The organism is Streptomyces albiaxialis, from assembly GCF_039530985.1.
Taxonomy (GTDB): Bacteria; Actinomycetota; Actinomycetes; order Streptomycetales; family Streptomycetaceae; genus Streptomyces; species Streptomyces albiaxialis.
The window spans coordinates 449860-474071 of record NZ_BAAAPE010000016.1 but is presented as its reverse complement, the minus strand read 5'-3'; the positions used below and the strand labels follow the sequence as shown (position 1 = coordinate 474071).

Sequence of the window (24212 nt, the reverse complement as noted above, 5' to 3'; positions counted from 1 at the left end):
CGGCACCGGCCCGTTCACCACCACAGGCCCGCGAGGCAGCCGAGCAGCACGCAAGGGGGCTGAAAACTCGCGCAGTTGAAGAGCGTGAGCGCCGTGGCCCCCGACGGGTCGCGCAGCATCCGCACCCCGGGCGCCACGAGCAGCAGCAGCGCGCTCATCGCGGCGACCGCGACGCCGACGGTCCCGAACGCGGGCCGCGCGGCGAGGGCCAGCGCGACGCAGGACACCGCCGCCACGAGCAGGCAGCAGAACGCGAACACCGCGCTGCGGCGCGGGCCGTGCACCGTGGGCAGCGTGGTGATGCCGAGCCGGGTGTCCTCGTCGACGTCCGCCAAGTCGTTCGGGACGTTGCGGCCGCCCATCTCCCACGTCGCCATCCACAGCGCGAACAGGCCCAGGCGCGCGTCGACGGTGTCCGTGAACACGAACCAGCCCGCGACCGCGCCGCACACCACCAGGACGCCGCTGAGGAAGACCTTGTACGGGCTGCGCCGGGCGAGCGCGCAGTACGCGGCCTCCAGCAGCACCCCCGCCACGAACAGGGCCAGGGCCGTCAGGCTGAGCACGGCGAGCCCGGCGGTGGCGACGGCGCCCAGGCCCCCGGCCCACCACACCCCGGCCCGGAGGCTCAGCCGTCCCCCGGCCAGCGGGTGCAGGCCGGCGCGCTCCAGGTCCCAGCCCTGCTCCTGCCCGGACCCGGACCCGGACCCGGGCTCCGCGTCGTCCCGGCGGCGGCGGTCGAGCGGGGCGTCCAGCAGGTCGTTGAGCGCGAAGGCGGCGAAGAACCCCGCGACCATGACGGCGAACGCCAGGGCGAACCGTCCTGCGGGCGGATCCGTGGTGGCCAGCAGCACGCCGATCACGGGCTGGGCGAGGCTCAACGTCGCCTGTGTGCCGCGCGAGAGCCGGTACAGGGCCTTCAACTGCTCGAACGCGACGCTCATGGACGGCTCCCCACGACGGCCGCGCCGGTGGCCGCGCCGGTCTCCTCCGCCGTGCGCGCGGCGGGGAGCGGGGGCGTGAGCGGCGGCGTGAGCGGGCCCTGGCCCGCGTACTGGACGGCGAAGTCCGCGGCGGCGTCGCCGGGTTCGGCGAGCCGTCGCAGCCGCTCCCGTTTCAGCCGCAACGCGAACCGCCGCGCCCGCACGGTCGCCGACTGGTCGACGGTGAGCAGGTCCATGAGCCGGTCGGCGAACTCCTGGGTGCGCCAGATCTGTGCGGTGCGGCGGGCGCTGTAGGAGTCGAGGGCCGCGCGTTCGCCCGTACGGCAGAACAGGGTGAGGGCCTCGGCCAGGTGCGCGGCGTCGGCGACGGCCGTGTTCATGCCCTTCGCCGCCGCGGGGACCAGGCGGTGGGCGGCGTCGCCCGCCAGGAAGACGTGGCCGTGGCGGAGTTCGCGGCTGATGGTGCTGCCCATGCGCAGCACGCCGGTCTCCTCGATCCGCCCCACGCGCGGCAGTCCGTGCCGGGCCGCGTCGAGCCGCCGCCGCAGCTCCTCGCGTACGCGGGACGCGGGCCACTCCGCGGCGGACCCGCCCGCCGGGATCTGGAGGTAGCACCGCGCCAGACGCGCCGTGCGCGGCATCATCCCGGCGAAGCCGCGGTGGTGCAGCCCGTACGTCACGCCCTCGGGCGGGCGGTCCACCTCGGCGAGGGCGGTCAGCCAGTCGGAGGCGTAGCGGACCGAGAGGTCGCCGCGCACCCGGCGCGGCACGGCCCGCCGGGTGACCCCCCGGTGGCCGTCGCACCCGGCGACGGCGTCCGCCTCGACGAGCAGCCCGTCGCAGCGCACCCGCGGCCGGCCGGGCTCGGGCTCCTCGACGTCCCGCGCGGGGCGCCCGAAGTGGATGGTGCCGCCCCGCTCCTCGAACGCGCGGACAAGATCGGCGACGAGCAGGTGCTGCGGATAGACCCAGTGCGCGGTGCCGCCGGTGCGCGCCGCGTAGTCGATCCGTACGCGCTCGCCCTCGCACAGGAAGTCGCACCACCCGTGCCGTACGCCGTCGGCGAGCAGGCCGTGCGCGAGTCCGTGCGCGCGCAGGTACGCGGCGACGCGGTGCTCCACCAGCCCGGCGCGGGCGTGCCGTTCGAGGGCCTCGCGGGGCTGCCTTTCCACGACCTCGACGGGCACCCCGGCGCTCAGCAGCACGTTCGCGAGGACCAGTCCGGCGGGCCCGGCGCCCACGACCGCGACCCGCACCCGGCGGCGCGCGACGACGGCGCTCACCGGACGTCCCGGGCCGGGGCCTGGACCGGGCCCGAGTCCTGATCGGCCACGGAGAGGGACACCGCGAGGTAGCCGGGGAGGCTGAAGCGGTACCGGACGCGCAGCGGCGTCGGGCACTTCCGCGCCAGCGCGGTCACCGCGCTCGCGCTGTAGACCTTCCGCAGGCTGATCAGCCCGTCGTGCGCCTGCGTCAGCCCTCCGGTCAGCACGAACAGCGGGACGATGCCGAGGAACGCGGGGTGCCGCCAGCCGTCGATCAGCAGCAGGCGCCGCGCCACCCGGGTCCCCTCCGTCATCAGCCGGACGACCTGGGCGGGCGCCAGATGGTGGAGCGCGAAGCAGAAGACCGCCACGTCCCAGGTGCCGTCGGGCGCGTCGATGCGGGTCCCGTCCACCACGCGCAGGTCCACGCGCGGGTCGTCGCCCAGCGGTCCGGCGCGCAGCGCGGCGACGGACTCGGCGCTGACGTCGCTGACCGTGACGCGCGCCGAGGGGCGGTCGGCGAGCAGCCGCCGGGTGAGCCTGCCGCGCCCGGCGCCCAGTTCCAGGATCCTGGGCGCCTCCACCCCTTCGGCCTCGCCGAGGGTCAGCCTGCCGCACACCCCGTAGGCGCCGGTCAGCCGCTGGAAGCGGTCGAGTCCGCGCAGCACCTTGGCTGCCTCGGCGGCCCGGGAGGGCTGATCGATGTACTCCGGGCGGTCCGTCTCGTACAGCCGGTCCCACCACGCCGCGTCCGGTCCACCGCGCGGCATCTTCACATCCACGTGCCTGAGTGCCTTTCTGTGCCGGGGAGTTACTGGGATTCCCGTACTTCCCGTACTTCCCGTACTTCCCGTACTTCCCGTACTTCCTGGACTTCCTGGACTTCCTGGACTTCCTGTGCTTCCTGGATTTCCTGTGCTTCCCGGACCGCCGGGGAGCGGGTGGGCGCGGCGGGCGCGCGGAGCGCCCACCAGGTGGCGGCGGCCGTCAGCGCCACGAGCGCGGCCGTGACGTGGGCGGTCACGGAGAGGGCGTGCGTGAAGGAGTCCTCGACCACGGCCCGTACGCCCGGGGGCAGTTCGGCGAGGTGGGTGAGCGCGTGCAGGGTCCCGGCGGCGCCCTGCTCCCCGGGGGCCGGGGCGGCGCCGCCCGCGGCGTCGGTGAGGTGCCGTTCGAAGGCGGTCGTCGTCAGCGAGCCCAGCGCGGCGATGCCCAGCGCAGAGCCCACCTCGCGGGAGGCGTCGTGCAGGGCCGAGCCGACGCCGGAGCGGTGCTCGCCCACGGCGCCGAGGATCATCTCGTTGACGACCGTCGCGACGAGCCCGGCGCCCGCGCCGCACAGCACCTGCACGGCGGCGACGAGCGCGTACCCCGTGTCCGGGCCGACCCTGCCGAGCAGCAGCAGTCCCGCGGCGACGAGCGCGAGCCCGGCGGCGGGGACGGCGCTCAGCGGCGCCCGCCTCAGCAGGAGCAGCGCCGCCCCCGCGCCCGGCAGCATGCCCGCCGTCATCGGCAGCGTCCGTACGCCCGCCTCCCAGGGCGTGCAGCCCAGCAGGCCCTGGAGGTAGAGGCTGATGAGGAAGAGCGTCCCGAAGACGGCGAGGCACATCACGGCGCCCGCCGCGACCGCGCAGCGCACCCCCGTGTCGTCCCGCACCCCGCGGTCGAGCAACGGCGCGGCGGCGCGGCCCTGTTGTCGCCAGAACGCGGCGAGCAGCAGGGCGGCCAGCGCGTACGCGCACAGCACCGGCGTGCTCAGCCAGCCGCGCGACGGGCTCTCGATCACCGCCCACACCAGGGCCAGCAGCCCTCCGGCGGAGAGCAGACAGCCGACGGCGTCGACGCGCGGCGCGCCCGCCGCGCGGGACTCGGGCACGCACGCCCATACGGCCGCCGCGGCCAGCGCGGCGACCGGGAGGTTGATCCAGAACCCGGCGCGCCAGGAGTACGCCTCGACCAGGGCGCCGCCCACGACGGGGCCCGCGAGGCCGCCCGCGCCGACGACCACGGTCCACGCCAGATAGGCCCGCCGCCTCGCTTCCCGTTCCCGGTACAGGGTGGTGAGCACCGACAGCGTCGCGGGCAGCACGACCGCCGCGCCGGCACCCATCAGGCAGCGGGCGGCGATCACGGGGCCGGGCCCGGTGGCGGTGGCGCCGATCGCGGAGGTCGCGCCGCACAGCAGGACGCCGGTGACGAAGCACCGGCGCCGCCCGAAGCGGTCGGCCACGGCGCCGCAGGGCAGCACCGCGGTGGCGAGCACCAGCGGAAACCCGTCGATGACCCACTGCACCTCGGCCATGGTCGGGTCCAGATCGCGCTGCAGCTCGGGCACGGCCACGTTGAGGAGGGTCGCGTCCATGCTCAGCAGGAAGAGCCCGACGAGCACGGCACCCGCCGCGACCCAGCGCGGCACGCGCACGCGCGGCTCTGCACGGTCGGTCGTCATGAGGGGTCACGGCCCTTGTTCGTCCGCAGAGGTCCGGGCGGGACCACCGCCCTCACTCAACGTATACGCAGCGCCGCTGGTCGTGACAGTCCGTCAAAAGGGTTACGGGGCAGGCAGGTCAGGCTCACGAGGGGCGCGTTCCGCGCTACCGTGCGCGGTGTGTTCGAGAGAGACGACGAGTCCCGCGAGGACATAACCGGCCTCCCGTCGGTGCGAGTTGAGACCGTCGATCTGGACGCGCGCGGGGCGCGGCAGATCGGTGCGCGGCCCCGGGCCTCGGCCGCGCTGAGCGAGCGGTCCGAGGACGTGCGGGCGGCGATCGTCCAGGCATCGGAGATCGCCCAGCGGTCGGTGGCCGAAGTGCCGCGCCACGACGGGTGGTCGGTGCGCACCATGGAGATCACGTTCGGGCTGACGCTCGCCGCGGAGGCGGGGGTGATCCTCTCCAAGGCGTCGGCGGAGGCCTCGTTCGAGATCACCCTCACGGTGGAACGGGACACCGGCGGTCCCGGTGCCCCCTCCGGCCCGTCGCCGGACGGGACACCGTGAAAGGGGACGGGGACGCGAACGGTGACGGGGACGGTGCCGACTACTGGGTGCACATCCACGAGGGCGACCGCTATCTCGGCGCCGGGTTCCTCCTCACGCGGGGCTTCGTCCTCACCGCGCTCCACTGCCTGCGGAGCCTCCCCTCGGACCAGGCGCTCCTGCGGCTCGAACTGGCCGACGGACAGAGCGTGTCCGGCCGGGTGTGCGACGCGGTCGAGGAGGCGGACCTCGCCCTGATCGCCGTGCGGAACGCCCACGCGTACGCCGCGACGCTCCCCCAGGCCCCCGCGACGGACGCGCCCCGCGCCGACGTCCGCTGGAACTGCCGCTACGTCCCGCCGAACGAGGACGCGGGCACCCGCCTCAGCGGCACCGTCACCCACGCGCCCGTCGACCACCGCTGCCTCGCGGGCGGCGTGGTCCCGGCGCTGCAGCTCCGGGTGGAGCAGGCGCTCGGCAGCTTCGCCGGGTACTCGGGCGGCCCCGTCGAGACCAGGACGGAGGACGAGGCGGGGCCCGTCGTCGGGATCCTGCTGGAGGAGAAGCTCAACCGGCTCGACCCGGCCCAGGGCAGCAACGTGCTCTTCGCCGCGACCGTGCGCCACGCCGTCGAGCGCTTCCCGCAGTTCGCCGTCGGCCATCTCCGCGCCGTCGTCACCGACCCGGCCCCGGACCCGGAACGCCCCGCCGCCGGCTCCCCGCCGTCCGGGCACGCGTCCGCGCTGAGCGGCGTCGCCGACCTCCTCACCTCCCTGCGCCAGTGGGAGGAGAGCGGCCTCATCACGGCCGCGGAGGCCGAGAAGACCCGCGGCCGTGCCCTGAAGCGGCTCGCCGACGGCGTCCGCGACGGCTCCGGGGGCAGCGGCTCGTGACCGGGCCCCACGGAGGCGACGGCGCCCCGCCCTGGGCGATGGCCGTCGAGGCCGCCGAAGCGGCCGTACGCGGCGACGGGCAGGCCCTCGCGCTGCTCTCCGACCCGGACGACCCGGTGCTCGCCGACGTGCTCGGCCACCCGGCGCTGCTCGACACCCCGGAGGGTGCCGGACGGTTCGCGTATCTGGTGGCGCTGCTGCGGGAGTCGGGGCGTACGCGGTCCCACGCGAGGGCGCTGGACGAGGCCGAGGAACGCGTCATGACGGGCGGGGTGCCGCGGGACGTACGCGGTGCCGTGCACACCCGGGTGGCCGTCCTCCTGGCCGAGGCAGGGCGGAACGGGGCCGCGCGCGCCGCGCTGCGCTTCGGCCTCCCGCACGCGCGCGACGGCCGCGAACGCGCGCGGATACACGCACTGTTCGGCGTCCTGGCCGCACGGCAGCAGCGCTGGGCGGCGGCGGCCACGCACGCGCGCACGGCCGCGCGTCACCTCTCGGCCGTACCGGACCCGCGCGAGCGGCTGGAGATACGGATGCGCTCCGTCTCCGTCCTCTTTCAGGCGGCGGGGGCCGAGGGCGAAGAGGGCGCCGCGCGCGAGCTGGCGGTCGAGCTGGAGTCCGTGTGCGGGCGGCTGATCGACGCGTGGGGCGACGAACACCCGCGCGCGCTCGCAGCGTTGGTGACGATGGCCTCCGCCCGGCACGAGATCGCGGTGCGCGACGGGGACGCCTGGAGCGCGGAACGCCTCGCGCACGTACTGGCCGTGGCCGCGCAACGCGCCTCCGTCACGCTCGGCGCCCGGCACCCGCAGACCCACGCGGTGCGGGAGGCGCTGGCCCGCACGGAGGAATGGGCGCCCGTACGCGCGGACGTACGGGCAGACGTACGGGCGGAAGCCGAGCCCGAGCCCGAGCCCGAGCGCGAAGCCGAGCCCGGACCCGAACCCGAGCCGTCGCCCGAGCCGTTGCGTGTCCTCTCCCTGGAACTCATCGTCCACGGCGTCGTGGACACCGACCCGGCGGAGATGCTCGGCGACACCCGTATCGAGCAGACGCAGGGCGACACGACCGCCGGGCTCTTCCGGCGCACGGAGGACGTGGACGCCGAGGAGCGCGGGGACGAGGGGCCTCGATCCGTCTCCGAGGCGTACACCTGGTCCAACGCCGTGACCGGAAGCCGCAGCCGCACCCTGTGGCTGATCCTGCTGCCGTTCACCCTCATCAATCTCGCGCACTGGACGCGCCCCGCCGCACGCGGCTTTCGGCGCACGGTACGGCTGCACGGCGTTCTGGTGCGGCTGCTGGCGCTCAGCCTCACCGCGCTGACCGTCGCCGCCGTCTGCGCGGTCGCGATGGACGTCGTCGCGTGGCAGTGCGCGGGGACGCCCGCGTGCGCGAAGGACCGCTCCTGGCTGGCCTTCCTGGCGGCGGGGCCCGACGGTGCCGGGGGCTGGTGGAGCAGGCCAGGCACGCGGCTGACGGTGGCCGCGCTGGTGCCGGCGGGGCTGCTGCTGCTCGTGTGGTGGCTGGCCCAGCGCACCTGGCAGGCGTACGAGAACAAGCCGCCGCCCACGTTCATGGACCGGGATCCGGACGAGGACGACGTTCCGCTGCCGCTCGCCCGGCCCGGCTTCTGGTACACGGCGCGTCTGATCGCCCGGCTGCGGGCCGCGCACACCGCGCTGGGGGTGGCCGTCATCGCGGAATTCCTCGTCGCGGCGCCCCGCCGGTACGACCGGGAGGCGCCGGACACCGGCGTCTGGCTGGAGACACTCGGCCGGCTGGTCCTCGTACCGGCCACGCTCTGCGTGACGATGGCGCTCTACGTGGTGGCCCGCAGAGGGCACAGCGCCGCACTGCTCGATACGAGGATCGACAGGGCGGTCGTGCGCGCCCTGTCGCTGCTCGCCCTGCTCACGCTGCTGCTGGCCGCCACGTACACCCTCTGGCCGCGCCCCGGCTGGGAGTCGTCGGGCAGGCTGCCCGGGGGCGAGGCCTTCGGGATGCTCGCCCTGGTCCAGGGCGTGTGCGTCCTCGCGCTCGCCGTCGTCGGCGCCGTGCTCCACCGGCGGGGTGCCGCCCCCCGCGCCGCGCTGCGCGGGCTCGCGCCCGCTGCCGCCGCCATGCTCGCGTGCGGGCTCGCGATGACGCTGGCGGCGGGTGCCGCGCAAGGCATCACGGACTGGCTCTTCGGGCGGGGCGCGTTCGGCGGGAAGGGACTTCCGCTGCCCGGGCCCGCGCCCCAACTGGTCTCGCCGGTAGCCATCGTTCCGGTACTGCTGGTGGTGGTCCTCCTCGTCCAGTGCGCCGTGATCGTGATCCTCCGGCAGCGGGCCCGCCGCCTCAAGGCCGAGGTCCCCACGCTCTACCCCGAGTCGGCGCCGGACCCCGCGCGGTCCCGCCTCATCACCCGGGCGATGGTGCGCGCGAGCCTCCTGGACACGGTGCCCTGGCTGCTGGCGACGGTCCTGGCGACGTTCTTCCTGCTGATGTGCGCGGCGGTGGTGGGCGCGCAGCTCACCCAGGACTCCCCGGGCGACCTGGACGCCCCCTTCACGACGGCGCGGACCCTGGGCTCCTGGCTGATCGCGCTCGGCTTCGTCCTCTTCCTCAACCGGGGCCGTATCGCCTACCGCGACCCCGCCTCCGTCAGCACCCTCGGCATCCTCTGGGACGTGGGCACCTTCTGGCCGCGCGCCGCGCACCCCTTCGCGCCGCCGTGCTACGCGGAGCGCGCCGTGCCCGACCTCACCTGGCGGATGGCGACCTGGGCCCGGCGCATGGGCCCCCAGGGGCGGTTGCTGGTCTCCGGCCACTCGCAGGGCAGCGTCCTCGCCGTGGCCGCGCTGTTCCAGCTCGACGGGGAGACCCGGTCCCGTGTTTCGCTGCTGACCTACGGCTCGCCCCTTGAGCGGATCTACGCCCGCTGGTTCCCCGCCTTCCTCGGCCCCGACGCCCTGGCCACGGTCCACCGCCGGGTCGAGAACTGGCGCAATCTGTGGCGGTTCACGGACCCGGTCGGCGGTCCGATGGGCGTCCCCGGCGCCGAGATCGACAGGCCGCCGCTCCGCGACCCCCTCGCGTACGGCCGTACGCTCGAACACCCCCTCCCCCGCCCGATCCTGGGCCACGGCGACTACCGCTCCGACCCCGGCTTCGCGGAGGAGCGCGCCCGCCTCCTGACGCCGCCCGCCCCGGAGCCGGACGTGCCCGCCGTGCCGCCGCGCAGGTCGCGGGCGGGACCCGGCTGACGTCCGCGCCGCCGCGCGCGGGACAGGGCCGGGCAGCCGAGCGCCACCGCGCCCGCGCCCACCACCATCGCCACGACCGCGCCACCCAGGCCGTTGCCCGTGCCGAGGCCGCCGTCGGCGGTGGCCGTCACGAGGGTGCCGAGGGCGAGGGCGGTCGCGCCCGTCGTCAGGGCCACGACGGCGCCGAGACGTCCGGAGCCCGAGCCCTCGCCGAAACGTCCCTCGGGGCGGGCGAGGGCCAGGACGGCGGCGGCGACGCCGATCAGCCCCAGCACGGCGGCCGTCGAGGCGCCGAGCCGTCCCGCGCTCAGGGACGTGGCCGCCGCCGCGCTCGGCTGGACGGCGGGGTGCGCCGCGGCCGGTGCCGCGAGCGCGGCCGTCGCGGCGAGCAGGGCGCCGGTCGCGGCGAGGACGTGCCGGACGGGTGGGAGCGGGACAGTCGGCCTCATCGCGTTCTCCTCACGTTCGCGCGCCTCACCGACGAGGCGCGGATGCCGTCGATGGTGGCGCCGCGCGGGCCGCCGGTCGTCCGGCGGACGCGGTCACTTCGCGCTGCCGCCCGCGCGGCACCCGGCTGCCGTGGGCGCCGCAGAAGCGCGGGGCGTACCGCGTGCGCGGTAGTCGTCCGCTCGTTCCCGGGCGGGACCCGCCCGGGGCGGCGCGCGGCTAGGGTGCCCGCATGGGCGGAGGAGGGGACGTCGGGCGGTTGCCCGCCGCCGGGGACTGGGCGATAGCGGCCGGGGTGACGGCGGCGCTGCTGGTGACCGTCGTGTCCGGGCGGCACTCCGGCCCGCACCCGGCTCCCCTCGCCCTCGCGCTGCTTGCCGTCGGCGGCCTGGCCCTCGTCGCGCGGCGCCGGGCCCCGGTGCCCGTGCTGGCCGTGACGGGGCTGTGCGCGGCGGGCTCGGAGGCGGCGGGCGCCGAAGTGCCCGCCGTCGCCTTCCTGTTCGCGGTGTACGCGGCCGTACGGGCGGGGCACCGGGCCCTCACGGCAGCGGCGAGCGTGCTGATGCTGGCGGCCCTGCCCGTCGCCGCGCTGGTCTCGGGGACGCACGACGGGGGCGAGGCGTTCGCGCGGGCGCGGGACGCCCTGGAGATCGCCTGGCTGATCGCGGCGGGCGCGGCGGGCGAGGCGCTGCGGCAGGCCGAGCGGCGCGCGGACGAGGCCGAGCGCACCCGGGAGGAGACCGCGCGGCGCCGCGCCGACGAGGAACGGCTGCGCATCGCGCGGGAGTTGCACGACTCCCTGACCCACCAGATCTCGATCGTCAAGGTGCAGGCGGAGGTCGCCGTCCATGTGGCCCGCAAGCGCGGCGAGACGGTGCCCGAGGCGCTGCTGGCGATCCAGGAGGCCGGGCGCGAGGCCGCGCGGGAACTGCACGCGACCCTGGGGGCGCTGCGCGACGACGACACGGCCCCGCCGCGCGGCCTCGGCGACGTGCCGGAACTGGTGGAGCGGGCACGGGCCATCGGCCTGGAGGCGACGTTGACGATGGAGGGACGGCACGACGACGTACCGGCGGCGGTGGACCGGACCGTCTACCGGATCGTCCAGGAGGCGCTGACGAACGCCGCCCGGCACGCGGGGGCGCGTACGGCCCGGGTACGGATCGACTGCGGCGCCGACGCCCTCGCGATACGCGTGGACGACGACGGCAAGGGGCCGGGCTCCGGCGGCGGCGCGCGCGGGGCGCCGACGCCCGGTGTCGGGCTCGCCGGGATGCGCGAGCGCGTGACCGCGCTGGGCGGGCGGCTGGACGCCGGGCCGCGCGACGGGGGCGGGTTCCGCGTCCGGGCCGAACTCCCCGTGGACCGTACTCCGTGATCCGGGTCCTGCTGGTCGACGACCAGCCGCTGCTGCGCAGCGGATTCCGCGCGCTCCTCGACCTGGAGGACGACATCGAGGTCGTCGCCGAGGCGGGCGACGGGCAGGAGGGCCTGGAGCTGGCGCGGCGGCACCTGCCCGACATCGCGCTGGTGGACATCCGGATGCCCGTCGTGGACGGCATCGAGGCGACCCGGCGCATCGCCGCCGACCCGGCGCTCGCGGGGGTGCACGTCGTCATCCTGACCAACTACGGCTTCGACGAGTACGTCTTCCACGCGCTGCGCGCGGGCGCCGCCGGTTTCCTCGTGAAGACGATCCTGCCGGAGGACCTGCTGCACGGCGTGCGCGTCGCCGCGCGCGGCGAGGCGCTGCTCGCCCCGTCGGTCACCCGCAGGCTGATCGACCGGTACGTCGCCCAGCCGCTCCCGGCCGACGAGGTGCCGGGCCTCGAAGAGCTGACGAACCGCGAGCGCGAGGCCGTCGCGCTGGTCGCGCGGGGGCTGTCGAACGACGAGATCGCGCGGCAGATGGTGATCACCTCCCTCACCGCCAAGACCCACGTCAACCGCGCCATGGCCAAGCTCCACGCCCGCGACCGCGCCCAACTCGTCGTCCTCGCCTACGAGTCGGGGCTGGTGGCACCGCGCGACCGGTGACGGCCCGGGGGTTGCCGCCCCTCGGCAGGAGCGGGCCCCGCCACGCTGCCGGGCGGGGCCGTGTCCCGGCGCGCCGGGCGCGCCTATCCTCGGGGCACGACGAGAGCGGGTGGTGACCATGCCGGCGACGGTGGGGGCCGTGCTCCTGGTGATCGCGCTCGCGGTTGCCGTGCTGGCGCGGCGCGAGCGGCGGCGGGCCGCGGCCGCACCTGCGCCCGAGGCGCGGCGGATCGAGGCCGCCGCGACGCGGGGCATGCGCGACGCGCGCCTCACGGCACGCGCGTTCCGTTCCCACGGCTCGGCGGCCGGGGTGAGCGGGCTCCGGGGACGCGACCCGGGCCTCTGGCGGCTCTGAACCGGCGCCCTACAGCGGTCGGTCCAGGAAGTGGAAGCCCGGCCGGGGGTGCATGAGGAAGTCGTGGTGCGAGATGTTCCACGCGTACGCGCCCGCGAGGCAGAACGCCACGCGGTCGCCCGCGCGCAGTCCCGGGGCCGGGACGCCGCGCGCCAGGACGTCCTTCGGGGTGCACAACTGGCCGGTGAGCGTGAGGCGTTCGCCGGTGGCGGCGGGGCGGGGCCAGGGGTGCGGCCAGTCGTCCACGGGGAGGAGCGCGCAGGGCTGGTCGTGGGCCTTCGTCGCCGGGGTCCGCAGGTGGTGCGTGCCGCCGCGGACGACGGCGAACTCCTCCCCGTGGCTCCGCTTCACGTCCAGCACCTCGGTCGCGTACCAGCCGCAGTACGCGGTGAGCGCGCGCCCCGGCTCGATCCTGAGCGTGAACTCCGGGTGGGCCTCGGCGAGTCGGCCCAGCTCCTTGCCGTAGGCGGCCCAGTCGAAGCGCGTGTCCGGCGCCGCGTAGTCCACGGCCATGCCGCCGCCGACGGTCACCTCGGCGAGCCGCACCCGGTGCCGGGCTGCCAGTCCGGCCGCCCAGGTGACGACGGTCCCGGCGACGGCGGCCTGTGCGGGGGCGTCGAGCCCGCTGGCCAGGTGGGCGTGGACGCCGCGCAGTTCGAGGTGCGGGGCCGAGCCGTCGGTGAGGAGCCGTACGGCTGTGTCGACGTCGGCCGGGTCGAGGCCGAACGGGGTGGGCCCGCCGCCCATCGCGAGGGAGCTGCCCGCCAGGCGTTCGGCGGGCAGCGGCAGGTTGACGCGGAGCAGCACGGCCGCGCGCGTGCCCGCCCGGCGCGCCAGCTCCGCGAGCACCCGCACCTCGTGGAGGCTCTCGACGTGGAAGCGGTCCACGCCCGCCGCCAGCGCCGCGGCGGTCTCCGCCGGGGTCTTCCCGGGCCCGCCGAAGGCCAGCGGGCGGCCCGGCACGGCCCGGGGGACGTGGGCGAGTTCGCCGCCCGAGGAGACCTCGTACCCCTCGACGTACGGCGCGAGCGCGGTCAGCAGCCCGGGCTCCGGGTTGGCTTTCGCGGCGTAGTACAGCTCGACACCGGCGGGCAGCGCGGCACGTACGCGGGCGGCGTGGGCGCGGAGTGCCGCCAGGTCATAGACGTACGCGGGGAGTTCGGCGGCGGGCAGGGACAGTACGCGCTCGCGTACGGCCAAGGTCGGCGCGGTCATCGTGGCCTCCGGGTGCCGGGGACGGGCGGCGGATCCTCCGCGAGGGGGCTGGGGAGGCGGACGTAGGCGGCCTCGCGGTCGGCCCTGCGGGCCCAGCGGGTGAGCAGGTTGGCCTTCGCGGGCAGGGGCGCTCCCGCGAGGAGGGCGGCGAGGCGGGCGGGGCAGCCGTGGCGTTCGCCGTACGCGCGCAGCGTGGCGCGGACCTCGGCCCACAGCGCGCGCTCGGTCTCCGGGTGCAGGTCGGCGAGGGCCGCGAGCAGCTCCGCGACGTGGTTGACCAGCAGGCAGTAGACGACCCGGTCCCAGCCGCGCCCCGCGTCGTACGTCAGGGGGCCCGCGACGTCGGCGGGCAGCGCGGCGAGGGCCTCGGCGTGGTGGCCGGGGAGGAGCTTGGTGCCCTCCAGGTCGCGGAAGACGACCTGCGCGGGCATGCCGTCGTCGTCGACGCAGACCAGGACGTTCTGGAGGTGCGGCTCCAGGACCAGCCCGTGGTCGAAGTAGGCGGCCAGCACGGGCGGGACGAGCAGCCGCAGATACGCGGACCACCAGGCGAGCGCCGTCCCGGGGCCCGCGCCGCGCAGGAGGCAGGAGATGTGCGCGGGGCCCGTCGGGTACTCGTCGGCGACGGCGGCGGCGAGCAGCGGGGTGGTGCCGGGCAGCAGCCGCGCGGCCAGCCCTTCGCGGACGATGACCCCGAACCCTTCGAGCAGTTCCGTGCGGGGCGTCCCGTCGGGGCCCGGGAGGGCGAGGGAGCGGTAGGCGGGCTCGCGGAGCATGGCGCTGCCGGGGAAGCGGGCGGCGAGGCCGTCGAGGACCGGCTCCAGCAGGCGGGTGAGGGCGACGGCGCCGGACAGTTCGTAACGGGCGTTCTTCCGCAGGCAGTTGGTGAGGCGCACGTTGAGGCTGAACTTGAGGAACGTGTCGCCGTCGTAGAGCGTGCGGACGGAGGCGGTGGCGGCGAACGGGCGTCCGCCGGGCCCGAGGTCGAGCACGTCGCCCCGCGCGAGGGCCGCGCGCAGCGCGGGGTGCCCGCGCAGCATCTCGTACTGCCAGGGGTGCGCGGGCAGCAGCCGGTAGCCGTCCGGGAGCCCGGGGGCGGAGGCGGGGACGGAGCCGGGGCGGAGCCGGTCGAGGGCGGCGTCCGCGCCCGGGTGGGCGCTCTCCCCCGCGAGCAGGTGCGCGCGGACGGCGAGATGGCGCAGCGGAAAGGAGGCCCCGGTCTCCGGCGCGTAGGCCTGCCAGGTGCCGGGGTCGCCCGTCCGGGCCTTCGGCGTGGGGTGGAAGCGGTGGCCGAAGAGCAGGGACTGCTCGGAGGCGAGGTAGGTGTCCGCCGGGCCGGACGGCGCGGGCCCGGGCCCGAGCCCGGTTCGCTCCGCGCGGACGGCGAGCGCGGCGGCGACGGCCTGGTGGCTGGAGGCGATCTGGCCCAGGAACTCCTCGTTGCGCACGCCCGTACGGAGCGACAGCTCGTCCCGTACGTACGCGCCGAGCCGCCGCCAGCCGGCCTCCGTCCAGCGGCCGTCGCGGCCCCTTTCCTGGACGGGCCCGGTGAAGCGGTGGGCGCCGAGCAGCGACGTACGGCGCAGGGCGACGCGGAGCGGGACGCCCCGGCGGGGCAGCCGCAGCAGCAGATGGTCCCCGTGGACGGCGGTCAGGTGTTCGGGGCCGCAGACCTCGCGGAGCAGGCAGTTGAGGAGGGTGTGCGCGACGGCGTCCTCGGCGGTGACGGAGAGAGAACGGGAACCGACCGCATCGGTCAGGGGCATCGACGGCTCCAGCGGAGGTAGTTCGGGCCTGTGGTGTAGTGCTTGTTGACGTCGGCCGCCCCCGAACGCTCCTTCGTGAGCAGCGTCCCGGCGGTGACCATGGCCTTGACCGGCAGTTCCGGCGCGTCCAGGACGCGGGAGCGCAGCAGCGCGCCCGGCTCCCCCGGGCCCGTGCCGAGCCGGTCGGCGGCCTCGCCGAGCCGCGCGCGTATCAGCCCGAGCAGCTCCGGCAGCGGGGCCCGGCCGTGCCGGGCGAGCGCGAACGCCGGGGCGACGGCGCAGAGGTGGAGGGTGATGGTGGTGAACAGGTCGAGGACCGGTCCGTCGTCCTCCGCGAGGATCCGGGCGTCGGCGAACGCGGCCGGGTCCGGCGCCGCGTCCCCCAGCGAGGCGCGTACGCGCGCGGCGTTCAGGCGCGGCCCGTCGTCGTCCTTGAACAGCAGGCGCAGCCGCGTCCCGCGCGAGGCGCCTTCCCGGTCCAGGACGAGGGAGACGTTCTGCTGGTGCGACTCCAGCGCGATGCCGTGGCCGAGCAGCGTGGTCTGCCAGTCGAGGAGCGGGGTGAGGAAGGCGTCGAGGAGGGCGACGGGTTCGCCGCCGTGGAAGCGGTCGGCGAGGTGGCCGATCACCGGCCCGCCGTCCGGCGCCTCGCTCAGCAGCGCGGCCAGCGGCGTGACGACCGCGCCGTCGAGGCCCGGCGGGAGGCGGCGGCACAGGACGGCGAGGAGTTCGTGTCCGGCGTGCGCGTACACGGTCTCGTCCGCGTGCAGCACCGTGTTCCGGAAACGGGGCTCGCGGGCGGTCACGGCCTCCAGGAGCCGCTGGCAGACGGCGCCGTCGGCGAGCGTGCCCGGCTTGATCGTCCGCCGGTTGCGCAGGCCCAGCGTGGCGGTGGCGAGCGGCAGTTTGAGGTGGAGGCCGGGCGCGTCGGCGACGGCGACGGTCCGCATGGACAGGGTGGGTACGACCTCCAGGTACGGGCGTCCGGCGAGCACGGCCCGGTCCTGGAGGCCGGTGGCGCGCAGCGCCTCCCGCAGCGGGGCGCCGACGGTGAGCGGGTGGACGGGCAGGGCGAGATGGCTCGCGGCCAGCTCCGGCAGCCCCAGCACACCGGGCGCCGGCCAGAACTCGGGCAGGGCCTCCGTGCCGCCCGCCACGGTGAGCGCCTCGCGGGGCACGGCGAGCCAGCGCAGCGCGAAGCGCGGGTGGAACTCGGGGGCGTAGGCGCGGAGTTCGGCCTCGCCGAGCCCCGCGCGCCCGCGCCCTGTGGGGTAGACGGGGTGGTCGTGGCGGGCGGCGAGGGTGTCGAGGGCGAGCCCTCCGGCGGGGCCGGTCCAGCGTGCGGGGTCGGCGCCGTAGCGCTCGCGGAGCCGGGCGGCCACCTCGTTCCGCGTACGGGCGTGGAGGCGCCGGGCGGCGAGGTCCTCGCGGCACTCCTCGGCGAAGGCGTCGAAGCCGGGCCGGTCGGCGGGGTCCGCGAGGGCCCTGAGGGCGGCGAGCACGACGCCGTACGAGGTCAGCCGCAGCTCCTCCGCGCCCTGCCGCGCGACGAGGAAGGGCGCGCGGGCCGCGTACGCGCACTGGAACCCGTCCTCCCGGACCGGCAGCAGCAGCGCGTCCCCGTCGGCGGACGTGGGGAGGCGCAGCCAGCGGCCGTCCTCGCGCTCGACGGGTACGGAGCGGGAGCGCAGGCCCGCGACGTCCTCGCGCAGCAGCGCGTCCAGCACGCGCAGCAGCAGTTCCTGCCCGGCGGGGACCCGGCCGGTCCGGGCGTAGGCGTACGGGCTCACGGGGTGACCTCCCAGCGGTGTGCGGCGAGGAAGCGGGCCACGGCCCGGTCGACGGCCGTCTGGTCGGTGCCGGTGGCGCGGACGACGCCGAGGAAGTCGCGGTTCGTGCGGTACAGCGCGTGCCGTTCGCCGAGCGCGCGCAGCGGGCGGTAGGCCAGCCGTACGCCGTCCACGTCCAGGTCCGCCGCCTCGGGCGCGGCGGTCAGCGTCCCGGCACGGTCGGCGCAGGGGTACTCCAGGCGGGCGGCGCCGTCGGTCCGGGCGCCGAGATCGGTCGGCAGGGGCTCGCCCAGGTGGGTGCGGAGGATGTGCTCGAACAGGGGGATGCCGAGGAGCCCGGCGAGGAGCAGGTCGCACTGGTCGCCGATGGCGCGGTAGTTGACCTCGACGAGGCGGGCCCGGCCGCGCCCGTCGACCACGAACTCGGTGTGGGCCGCGCCGAAGCCGACGCCGAGCGCGTCGAGCTGCGCGAGCACCTGGCCGGTGACGGGCCCGGGGTGTGCCCGTACGAACGTCATCCGCTCCTCGACGAAGTGCGGCGGCGGGGACAGTTCGGTGCGGAAGCCGCCCAGGACGTGGCGGATCCGGCCGTCGCCGAGGGTCTCCAGGGTGCGCAGCTCTCCGGGCAGATACTCCTCGGCCACCAGCGCCTCGCCGGGCCGCCGGGCCCGGATCTCCGCGCAGCGCGCCACCAGTTCCTCCGGCCCCTCGGCCAGCACCACGTCCTCGCTGGCCACGCCCTCGCGGGGCTTGACGACGCACGGGTACGGGACGCCGGAGCGGGCGAGCGCGGCGGGGTCCTGGCCGGGGGTCAGCTCGGCGGCCGTGACGGTGTCGGCGCCGGTCGCGGCGAGGTGGCGGCGCATCTGCGCCTTGTCCTTGGCGCGCAGCGCGGCCTGCCAGGGCTTGCCGGGGAGCCCGAAGTAGTCGGCGGCGAGGGCGGCCTGGGTCTGGAGGTGGTCGCTGTTGGTGAAGACGGCGTCGGGCGCGCGGTGCGTGGCGATACGGCTGATGACGGCGCGGAAGTCGCGGACGTCGCACTCCAGGACCTCGGCCTGCCGGGCGGCGTGGCGGTGGTCCCCGGGCCGGTCGGTGAGCAGGGTGACGGCGAGGCCGAGGCGCGCGGCGGCGGGCAGGAAGCCCTCGGTCACCGAGTCGGTGGGCTTGAGGGCGAGCAGGTACAACCGCATGGGCGGCGGCCCCTTCCGGGTCGAGGGGTGAGGGCGCGGCGGCGACAGGGGTGACCTCCCGGGCCCGGAGCGATCACCCTGGTCACGGCAGCGGCGGCAGCTTAAGTTAGGTAAACCTAACTCCTCAACTCGCCCCGGAACACGCCGACATACCCGCGTGCGCGAGCATCCACCCCAGGGGGTTAAGGTAAGCCTCACCTTACCGACTTGATCCTTTGGAGTCGCAGTGCCACGCGCCTCAGCGCCCCGCGCGCGCCACGGGGAAGACCGCCGATGACCACGGCCCCCGCACCCGCCCTCGCCACACCCCTCCCCCGCACGTACGGGCGGATCATCGCCACCTGCGAGGCGCTCGACGCGCGGCTCGTCCCCGCGCACCCCGAAGGACGCCCGGACGGCGCGGCCCTGGCCCGCGACGAGGACGCCCTGGACGCCTGGATCGAGGCCGAGGCCGCCCGCATCCGGAACCGCCACGGGCACGAGCCCCGCCTCGACGTCGCGGCCTCCCGCACCCTGCACACCTACCTCTGGTCCGTCGGCCTGCTGATCGCCGGCCCCTGGTACCTGGAACGGCGCGTCCCGCGCCTCGCCCCGCACGAGGTCGCCCTCGACCTCGACCCCGCGGCGGACGTCTTCGAGATCGCCCCCGGCACGGACTTCGCCTGCCTCCCCGACGACCCGGCGGCCGCCGCGCCCGGCGCCCGCGTCGTGGCCCACGAGGAGGCGCTGCGCGCGGAGCTGCGTTCCGCCGTCGCCGACCATGTGCGCCCCCTGCTCACAGCCGTCGCCCCGCGTGTACGGCGGCGCTCGCGCGCCCTGTGGGGCATGGCCTCCGACGACCTGGTCTCCGCGATCTGGCACGTCGGCCGCGTCCTCGGCCGGGAGCGGCACGCCGCGGAGGAGGCGACGCGCGTCCTCCCCTCCCCCGTACCGCCGTTCCCCGGCGGCGCCGCCTTCCGCGACCTCCCGGGCACGCGCGACCGCGCCCACCTCACCCGCACCCGCCTCGGCTGCTGCATGTACTACACGCTCGCCGCCGCCGAGGCGTGCGTCACCTGCCCCCGCACGTGCGACACGGAGCGTCTGCGGAGGCTGGAGGACGAGGACTGACGGCGGCGGAGGCGGAGGCCGCCGCGAGATCGTCCTCCAGCGCGTCCAGGGCGCGGCGCGCGGCGTCGATCCGGGCCCGGACATCCGCGCCCGGAACCTCGTCACGATCGCCCCGGCCGTCACGGTCGCCCCGGTTCTCGGCCCGGTCGCCCCGGTCGCCCCGGTCGGCCTCCCGTGCCTCGTCGAGGGAGTTGATGACGACGCCGATGAGCAGGTTGACCAGGACGAAGGAGCTGAGCAGGACGTACGAGGCGAAGTAGACGATGCTCCAGCGGGAGATCTCCAGGCCCGTTCGGACCGCGTCGCCGAGCCCGTCCAGCGTCATCAGCAGGAAGAGCGTGAGCCCGGCGCGCCCCAGCGAGCCGAAGTGCCCGGGGTCCTCCTCGGCGAAGAAGACCCAGCCCACCATCGCGTAGACGTACAGCAGCAGCGCGCCGACGAGCAGGAAGCTCAGCGTCCCGGGCAGGCTCTTGCCGACGGCGACGAGCACGATGCGCAACTGCGGCAGGAACCGGGCCGCGCGCAGCACCCGCGCGAGCCGCAACAGGCGCAGCACGGTGGCGTTCTCGCGGGCGAACGGCAGGTAGGCGACGAGGACCACACCGAGGTCGAAGACGTTCCACGGGTCGCGGAAGAACTCCCTGGGCCGGTCCGCGCAGGCCGCGAGGCGCAGCGCGATCTCGGCGGTGAAGGCCGCCAGGAACAGGTGCTCGACGGCCTTCAGCTCGCCGTGCCAGCGGCCCCGTGCCTCCGCGTAGGTCTCGACGCCGAGCAGCAGCGCGTTGCCCAGGATGAGCCCGAACGCGAGCACGCCGAACCAGCCCGACTCGGTGATTCCCCGGCAGCGCTCGGCGAGCGGTGAGGGGCGGCGGCGCGGCGCGCGTAACGGCGGTACGGGGGCGGCGGGTTCGGGCATCGTGCTTCCTGGCGCGAGGGACGGACGGGCCGACGGCGAAAACCTACAGGAGTGTAGAAGATGCCTGGTCGGCCCGGTGAAGCGCCGTCATCCGTCCGGCTACGGCCGGTGGAACCGCACCTCCGGGTAGTGGGGTGAAGGGCCGTTCAGGAGGGGCGGGTTCCGGTCGCGCAGGTGGCGGTCGGCGAAGGCCGTCACGTAGGCGCGGGTGAGCGCGTCGCAGCGGTCGCCGTCGAGGTCCTGCATCGGAAGCCCGACCTGCTCGCCCAGCGGCGCGTTGTCGGTGAAGGAGCCGTGCTCCGTGCCGTCGACGCTCAGCCACCGCTTCCAGCCGGTCAGTTCGCCCCAGGTCTCGTCCCAGGACGGGTCGCCGGGGTCGCCGGGCACATGGCCGGTCTGCCCCAGCATCAGCATCGGGCGGTTCAGCGGTACGTCGTTGGGATAGCGGAAGTTGCCGTCCATGTTGACCCCGGCCTTGATCCGGGGGTCCGCCAGCATGGCCGGAATCGTGCTGAAGCCCCCGGCCGAGTGGCCGGCCATCGCCACGCGGTCGGTGTCGGCCAGGCCGGGGTGGCGCCACCCGGGGGCGCCGTCGGCGAGCGCGTCCAGGACGAGGGACATGTCGGCGGCGCGCGTGTCCCCGGTCTTCGCGTACGGGTCGGGGTCGTCGCACATCGCGCAGCCGGTGGTGTGCCCGTCGGGGAAGGTGATGCCCTCGGCCTCATGGTTGTGCCCGACCCCGGCGACGACGTATCCGCGGCTGGCCAGTTCCTCCGCGAGCCCGGTGAGCGTAGCGCGCGGCATGCCGTACCCCGGGGAGAGCAGCACCACGGGACGCCCCGCGCGGCTGCCCTTCGGGGGCGGGTCCACGGTCGCGTGGGTACGGACGCGGCTCAGCGTCTCCGGCGGCAGCGGGACCTCGTTCGCCTGGAGGTACATCCGGGACTCCGCGGCCGTCATGTACGGCGCGGGCTTTCCGGCGGGCCTCCCGGACGGCTTCCGCGCCGGGTACCAGACCGAGACCATCAGCTCCCGGCGCTCGTCCGGCACCCAGGGATCGGCGCGGTCCCGGTCCACCAGGTGCAGCGTGGACCGGCCCACCGCGTGCGGCCCGCCGGGCTCGGCGAGCCGGGCGGGGGCCGGTCCGGGCCGCTCGCCCTCGTCGGCTCCGGCCCGCGCGGAAGGGACGCACAGGCTCCCCGCCATCGCGAGCGCGGCGGCCGTCACGGCCCACGCCCTCCCCCTGCCCCCGCCTCTGCCCCTGCCCCTGCTTCTTCTCCTCATCGGCGTCTCCTCGCGCTCGCGCTCCGGCCACGGCGGTCGGCCCGCCGTGGCCCGGGGCACTCACGCTAGGGAGCGGACGCGGCGCGGCCGACACCCTGGAGAACCGGATCCGGAGGCGCCCGTAACGCCCCCGGGTTACCCCTGCGGAGCCAGCCGCAGGAGCAGGTGGCCGCGCCGGAACCGCTCGTCCTCGCCGGGCTCGCGCAGCATGCGGCCGATCTCCACGAACCCGGCCTCGCGCGCGATTCCGGCCATCTCGTCCACGGGCCAGCGGTACGCCGTCGTCACCTTGTGGTCGAACGGGGTCACCGGGCCGCCCTCCGACTCGAAGAAGGCGAGCAGCAGATGGCCGCCCGGGGCCAGGACGCGGCGGAACTCCGCCACGTACCCCGGAATGTCCTCGGGCGCCGCGTGGATGACCGAGTACCAGGACAGGACGCCGCTCAGCGTGCCGTCGGGCAGGTCCAGCGCGTCCATCGAGCCGACCTCGAAGCGCAGTTCGGGGTACGCCTCGCGGGCCAGCCCGATCATCACCGGGGACAGATCGACGCCGAACGCGTCCAGGCCCAGGCCCCGCAGATGCGCGGTCGTCTGCCCGGGCCCGCACCCCAGCTCCGCCACGGGCCCGCCCCCGGCGTCACGTACGGAGTCCGCGAACGCGGCGAGCACGGCGCGGTCCAGGGGGAGCCCGTCGAGCGCGTCGCGGGCGAGGTCGGCGTAGAGGGTGGCGACGGCGTCGTAGGCGTCGGCCGTCGCGCGGAGGGCGGTCGGGGTCTCGGAGGTGCGAGTCAGGTCGTCTGTCACGGGGCACGACCGTAGCGCCAGGCCTCGCTCACGGGTACGGCGGCATCGACGGCCCGGCGGTAGACCTGGCGCGAACCGCCCTCCGGGCCGGGGGCGGCGGGCTCGGCCGGGGCGAAGCCGAGGCGCTCGTAGAAGCGGCGCGCGCCGCTGGCGACGGCGCCCGGGTGGTCGGCCCCGAAGGTGACGACCTCGATGCTGCCGGGCTGCCGTACGAACCGCCGGACCGCCTCGCCCAGCAGCGCCCGGCCGACGCCCCGCCCGCGTCCGGTCTCCGCGACGACGAGCCAGTCCACGTGGTACGTGGGAGGCCCGGCGTCGAAGAGCAGTCCGCCCAGCGGTTGCCGCCCGTCCGCGGGGCGGCCGTGCGCGACGAGCGCGGTGGACCGGCGGATGTGCGCCCGTACGGCCTCGTGGAAGCCGGGCTCGTCCACCATCGGGCCGAACCAGTGCTCGACCTGCCCCGCCAGCGTGAGGAACCCCGCGAGGTCCTCCTCGCCCGCGGGGCGGACGTCCACTCCTGAGGTCTCGTCAGCGCTCATGCCCGGTGAGACTAATGGCCTGCGGCCCCGGCGCCCCGCAGCAGCCCCCGCCGCCGGCTTCGCCGCCCGGCCCGGCCTCGGGCTCGTCGTAGAGGCCGGAGCCGCCGCACACCCCGGTCTCGGCGAGGATCAGCTCGACGCGGGCGGCGGCCTCGTGGTCCCCGTCGAGGGCGGCGGCGACGGACCGGGCCTGCTCGTACCCGGTCGCGGCGAGGAACGTGGGCGCGCGGCCGTAGCTCTTCATGCCGAGCAGATAGACGTCCGGCTCGGGGTGGGCCAGCTCCTTCGCACCGTGCGGGTAGACGGTGCCGCAGGAGTGGACGTTGGGGTCGATGAGCGGGGCGACGGCGACCGGGGCCTGGAGGCGCGCGTCGAGGCCGAGGCGCAGCTCGTCCAGGAAGGACAGGTCGGGGCGGAGGCCGGTGAGCGCGATGATCTCGTCCACGGGTCCGAGGCGGCGGCCGTCCTCGGCGACCAGGACGAGCCGGTCGCCGTCGCGCTCGACGGCCTCGGTGCGGAAGCCGGTGGTGGCGGTGGCGTGCCCGGCCTCGACGGCGGCCTTGGCGCGCAGCCCGAGCGCGCCGCGCGCGGGCAACTGGTCGGCCTCGCCGCCGCCGAAGGTGTCGCTGCCGATGCCGCGCCGCAGCACCCACGCGGCGTGCGTGCCGGGTTCGTCCCGGGCGAGGTCGGCGAGCGCCGCCAGCACGGTGAAGGCGGAGGCGCCGGAGCCGACGACGGCGGTGCGCCGACCCGCGTAACGGGCCCGTACAGCCGGGTCGTTCAGGTCCGGGACGCGGTAGGAGATCCGGTCGGCCGCCGTCCGCTCGCCCGGGGCCGGGAGGCCGTCGCCGCCCAGCGGGCCCGGGGTGGACCAGGTGCCGGAGGCGTCCAGGACGGCGCGGGCGAGGACACGCTCCTCCGTGCCCTCGGCGGTGGCCAGGTGGAGGACGAAGGGCTGCTCCTCGCGCCCGGCGTCCACGATCCGGTCGCGCCCGGCGCGGGCGACGCCGGTGACACGGACGCCGTAGCGCACCCGCTCGCCGCCGAGGGCGTCGGCGAGCGGCTGGAGGTACCGGTCGGCCCAGTCGGCGCCGGTGGGGTACGTCCGCCCCTCGGGCCGCTGCCAGCCGGTCGGGGCGAGGAGCTTCTCGGCGGCGGGGGCGATCACCTCGTCCCAGGTGGAGAAGAGCCGCACGTGCCCCCATTCCCGCACGGCCGTGCCCGCGCCCGGACCGGCCTCCAGGACCAGCGGTTCGATGCCGCGTTCCCGCAGGGACGCGGCGGCGGCCAGGCCGACGGGCCCGGCTCCGATCACGGCGACGGGAAGCGCGGAGCGCTGCTGCTCGGGCGTGGACGACATGGGAGACCCTCCGTCTTGTTTCGACGTTCGTCGATTCAGTGGTTCCGAGCTTGGCACTCTGCATCGACA

General features: G+C 76.1%; 21 protein-coding genes. 7 read left to right on the top strand and 14 right to left on the bottom strand.

The genetic code is table 11. The features are described from left to right. Positions 1 to 14: 14 nt before the first annotated feature. From ABD343_RS33730 to ABD343_RS33715, 4 genes are read right to left on the bottom strand one after another with little or no spacing between them, the layout of a single operon-like run. Positions 15 to 944, bottom strand: coding sequence for a UbiA prenyltransferase family protein (locus tag ABD343_RS33730; protein ID WP_344533762.1), 930 nt, complete (start codon positions 942 to 944; stop codon positions 15 to 17). Next, positions 941 to 2227, bottom strand: a complete 1287-nt coding sequence (locus ABD343_RS33725; protein WP_344533761.1) for an FAD-dependent monooxygenase — start codon at positions 2225 to 2227, stop codon at positions 941 to 943. The genes ABD343_RS33730 and ABD343_RS33725 overlap by 4 nt, the downstream gene beginning before the upstream one ends. Continuing rightward, complete coding sequence (locus tag ABD343_RS33720) at positions 2224 to 2979, bottom strand: class I SAM-dependent methyltransferase (protein WP_344533760.1); 756 nt, start codon at positions 2977 to 2979, stop codon at positions 2224 to 2226. Before ABD343_RS33720 ends, ABD343_RS33725 begins: the two co-directional genes overlap by 4 nt. A gap of 41 nt (positions 2980 to 3020) precedes the next feature. Next, positions 3021 to 4658 carry an MFS transporter gene (locus tag ABD343_RS33715; protein WP_344533759.1) on the bottom strand — a complete coding sequence of 546 codons (1638 nt, stop codon included), beginning with the start codon at positions 4656 to 4658 and terminating at the stop codon, positions 3021 to 3023. A gap of 159 nt (positions 4659 to 4817) precedes the next feature. Here ABD343_RS33715 and ABD343_RS33710 point away from each other — a divergent pair, with 159 nt between their 5' ends. Genes ABD343_RS33710 through ABD343_RS33700 form a run of 3 tightly spaced genes read left to right on the top strand, consistent with a single transcriptional unit; the run spans position 4818 to position 9330 of the window. Continuing rightward, complete coding sequence (locus tag ABD343_RS33710; RefSeq protein WP_344533758.1) at positions 4818 to 5207, top strand: CU044_2847 family protein; 390 nt, start codon at positions 4818 to 4820, stop codon at positions 5205 to 5207. After that, positions 5204 to 6079 (top strand): trypsin-like peptidase domain-containing protein, encoded by an 876-nt coding sequence (locus ABD343_RS33705; protein ID WP_344533757.1) that lies wholly within the window; start codon positions 5204 to 5206, stop codon positions 6077 to 6079. The genes ABD343_RS33710 and ABD343_RS33705 overlap by 4 nt, the downstream gene beginning before the upstream one ends. Beyond that, a complete protein-coding gene (locus ABD343_RS33700; RefSeq protein ID WP_344533755.1) occupies positions 6076 to 9330 on the top strand; it encodes a hypothetical protein in 3255 nt (1084 codons plus the stop codon). The genes ABD343_RS33705 and ABD343_RS33700 overlap by 4 nt, the downstream gene beginning before the upstream one ends. Here ABD343_RS33700 and ABD343_RS33695 read toward each other — a convergent pair. Continuing rightward, positions 9216 to 9779, bottom strand: a complete 564-nt coding sequence (locus ABD343_RS33695) for a DUF6223 family protein (RefSeq protein ID WP_344533753.1) — start codon at positions 9777 to 9779, stop codon at positions 9216 to 9218. The genes ABD343_RS33700 and ABD343_RS33695 overlap by 115 nt on opposite strands. Before the next feature lie 230 nt (positions 9780 to 10009). Between ABD343_RS33695 and ABD343_RS33690 the strand changes: the two genes are divergently transcribed. From ABD343_RS33690 to ABD343_RS33680, 3 genes are all read left to right on the top strand, one after another. Next, positions 10010 to 11155: a sensor histidine kinase gene (locus ABD343_RS33690; protein WP_344533752.1), complete on the top strand. Its 1146-nt coding sequence runs from the start codon at positions 10010 to 10012 to the stop codon at positions 11153 to 11155. Next, positions 11152 to 11814, top strand: a complete 663-nt coding sequence (locus tag ABD343_RS33685; protein WP_344533750.1) for a response regulator — start codon at positions 11152 to 11154, stop codon at positions 11812 to 11814. The genes ABD343_RS33690 and ABD343_RS33685 overlap by 4 nt, the downstream gene beginning before the upstream one ends. Before the next feature lie 118 nt (positions 11815 to 11932). Beyond that, the gene (locus ABD343_RS33680; protein WP_344533749.1) at positions 11933 to 12169 is read left to right on the top strand and encodes a hypothetical protein; all 237 of its coding nucleotides are present in this window, start codon (positions 11933 to 11935) and stop codon (positions 12167 to 12169) included. Between the two features lie 9 nt (positions 12170 to 12178). On the opposite strand, the gene ABD343_RS33675 is transcribed toward ABD343_RS33680, so the two are convergent. Genes ABD343_RS33675 through ABD343_RS33660 form a run of 4 tightly spaced genes read right to left on the bottom strand, consistent with a single transcriptional unit; the run spans position 12179 to position 18130 of the window. Beyond that, on the bottom strand, positions 12179 to 13384 hold the full coding sequence (locus ABD343_RS33675) for a type III PLP-dependent enzyme (protein WP_344533747.1): 1206 nt from the start codon (positions 13382 to 13384) through the stop codon (positions 12179 to 12181). Further along, on the bottom strand, positions 13381 to 15150 hold the full coding sequence (locus ABD343_RS33670; protein WP_344533746.1) for an IucA/IucC family protein: 1770 nt from the start codon (positions 15148 to 15150) through the stop codon (positions 13381 to 13383). Before ABD343_RS33670 ends, ABD343_RS33675 begins: the two co-directional genes overlap by 4 nt. Further along, on the bottom strand, positions 15141 to 16940 hold the full coding sequence (locus ABD343_RS33665) for an IucA/IucC family protein (protein WP_344533745.1): 1800 nt from the start codon (positions 16938 to 16940) through the stop codon (positions 15141 to 15143). Before ABD343_RS33665 ends, ABD343_RS33670 begins: the two co-directional genes overlap by 10 nt. Then, positions 16937 to 18130 (bottom strand): ATP-grasp domain-containing protein, encoded by a 1194-nt coding sequence (locus ABD343_RS33660; protein WP_344533744.1) that lies wholly within the window; start codon positions 18128 to 18130, stop codon positions 16937 to 16939. Before ABD343_RS33660 ends, ABD343_RS33665 begins: the two co-directional genes overlap by 4 nt. A 273-nt stretch (positions 18131 to 18403) precedes the next feature. On the opposite strand from ABD343_RS33660, the gene ABD343_RS33655 reads away from it, so the two are divergent. After that, positions 18404 to 19240: a (2Fe-2S)-binding protein gene (locus ABD343_RS33655; protein ID WP_344533743.1), complete on the top strand. Its 837-nt coding sequence runs from the start codon at positions 18404 to 18406 to the stop codon at positions 19238 to 19240. Here the strand turns inward: ABD343_RS33655 and ABD343_RS33650 are convergent. The 5 genes from ABD343_RS33650 to ABD343_RS33630 form a co-directional block, all read right to left on the bottom strand. Continuing rightward, entirely contained in the window at positions 19182 to 20156 is a 975-nt protein-coding gene (locus tag ABD343_RS33650; protein WP_344533742.1) for an ion transporter, read from the bottom strand. The genes ABD343_RS33655 and ABD343_RS33650 overlap by 59 nt on opposite strands. Before the next feature lie 99 nt (positions 20157 to 20255). Continuing rightward, positions 20256 to 21383 carry an alpha/beta hydrolase family protein gene (locus ABD343_RS33645; RefSeq protein WP_344533740.1) on the bottom strand — a complete coding sequence of 376 codons (1128 nt, stop codon included), beginning with the start codon at positions 21381 to 21383 and terminating at the stop codon, positions 20256 to 20258. 192 nt (positions 21384 to 21575) lie between these two features. Further along, entirely contained in the window at positions 21576 to 22244 is a 669-nt protein-coding gene (locus tag ABD343_RS33640) for a class I SAM-dependent methyltransferase (RefSeq protein ID WP_344533739.1), read from the bottom strand. After that, entirely contained in the window at positions 22241 to 22783 is a 543-nt protein-coding gene (locus ABD343_RS33635; RefSeq protein WP_425578335.1) for a GNAT family N-acetyltransferase, read from the bottom strand. Before ABD343_RS33635 ends, ABD343_RS33640 begins: the two co-directional genes overlap by 4 nt. Continuing rightward, on the bottom strand, positions 22773 to 24143 hold the full coding sequence (locus ABD343_RS33630) for an FAD-dependent oxidoreductase (RefSeq protein WP_344533738.1): 1371 nt from the start codon (positions 24141 to 24143) through the stop codon (positions 22773 to 22775). The genes ABD343_RS33635 and ABD343_RS33630 overlap by 11 nt, the downstream gene beginning before the upstream one ends. Positions 24144 to 24212: the final 69 nt, after the last annotated feature.

Coding starts and splice junctions, on each gene's coding strand:
- ABD343_RS33635 (WP_425578335.1), bottom strand. CDS start 22,783: ATGAGCGCTGACGAGACCTCAGGAGTGGACGTCCGCCCCGCGGGCGAG.
- ABD343_RS33680 (WP_344533749.1), top strand. CDS start 11,933: ATGCCGGCGACGGTGGGGGCCGTGCTCCTGGTGATCGCGCTCGCGGTT.
- ABD343_RS33650 (WP_344533742.1), bottom strand. CDS start 20,156: ATGCCCGAACCCGCCGCCCCCGTACCGCCGTTACGCGCGCCGCGCCGC.
- ABD343_RS33630 (WP_344533738.1), bottom strand. CDS start 24,143: ATGTCGTCCACGCCCGAGCAGCAGCGCTCCGCGCTTCCCGTCGCCGTG.
- ABD343_RS33660 (WP_344533744.1), bottom strand. CDS start 18,130: ATGCGGTTGTACCTGCTCGCCCTCAAGCCCACCGACTCGGTGACCGAG.
- ABD343_RS33655 (WP_344533743.1), top strand. CDS start 18,404: ATGACCACGGCCCCCGCACCCGCCCTCGCCACACCCCTCCCCCGCACG.
- ABD343_RS33720 (WP_344533760.1), bottom strand. CDS start 2,979: ATGCCGCGCGGTGGACCGGACGCGGCGTGGTGGGACCGGCTGTACGAG.
- ABD343_RS33730 (WP_344533762.1), bottom strand. CDS start 944: ATGAGCGTCGCGTTCGAGCAGTTGAAGGCCCTGTACCGGCTCTCGCGC.
- ABD343_RS33675 (WP_344533747.1), bottom strand. CDS start 13,384: ATGACCGCGCCGACCTTGGCCGTACGCGAGCGCGTACTGTCCCTGCCC.
- ABD343_RS33715 (WP_344533759.1), bottom strand. CDS start 4,658: ATGACGACCGACCGTGCAGAGCCGCGCGTGCGCGTGCCGCGCTGGGTC.
- ABD343_RS33695 (WP_344533753.1), bottom strand. CDS start 9,779: ATGAGGCCGACTGTCCCGCTCCCACCCGTCCGGCACGTCCTCGCCGCG.
- ABD343_RS33690 (WP_344533752.1), top strand. CDS start 10,010: ATGGGCGGAGGAGGGGACGTCGGGCGGTTGCCCGCCGCCGGGGACTGG.
- ABD343_RS33670 (WP_344533746.1), bottom strand. CDS start 15,150: ATGCCCCTGACCGATGCGGTCGGTTCCCGTTCTCTCTCCGTCACCGCC.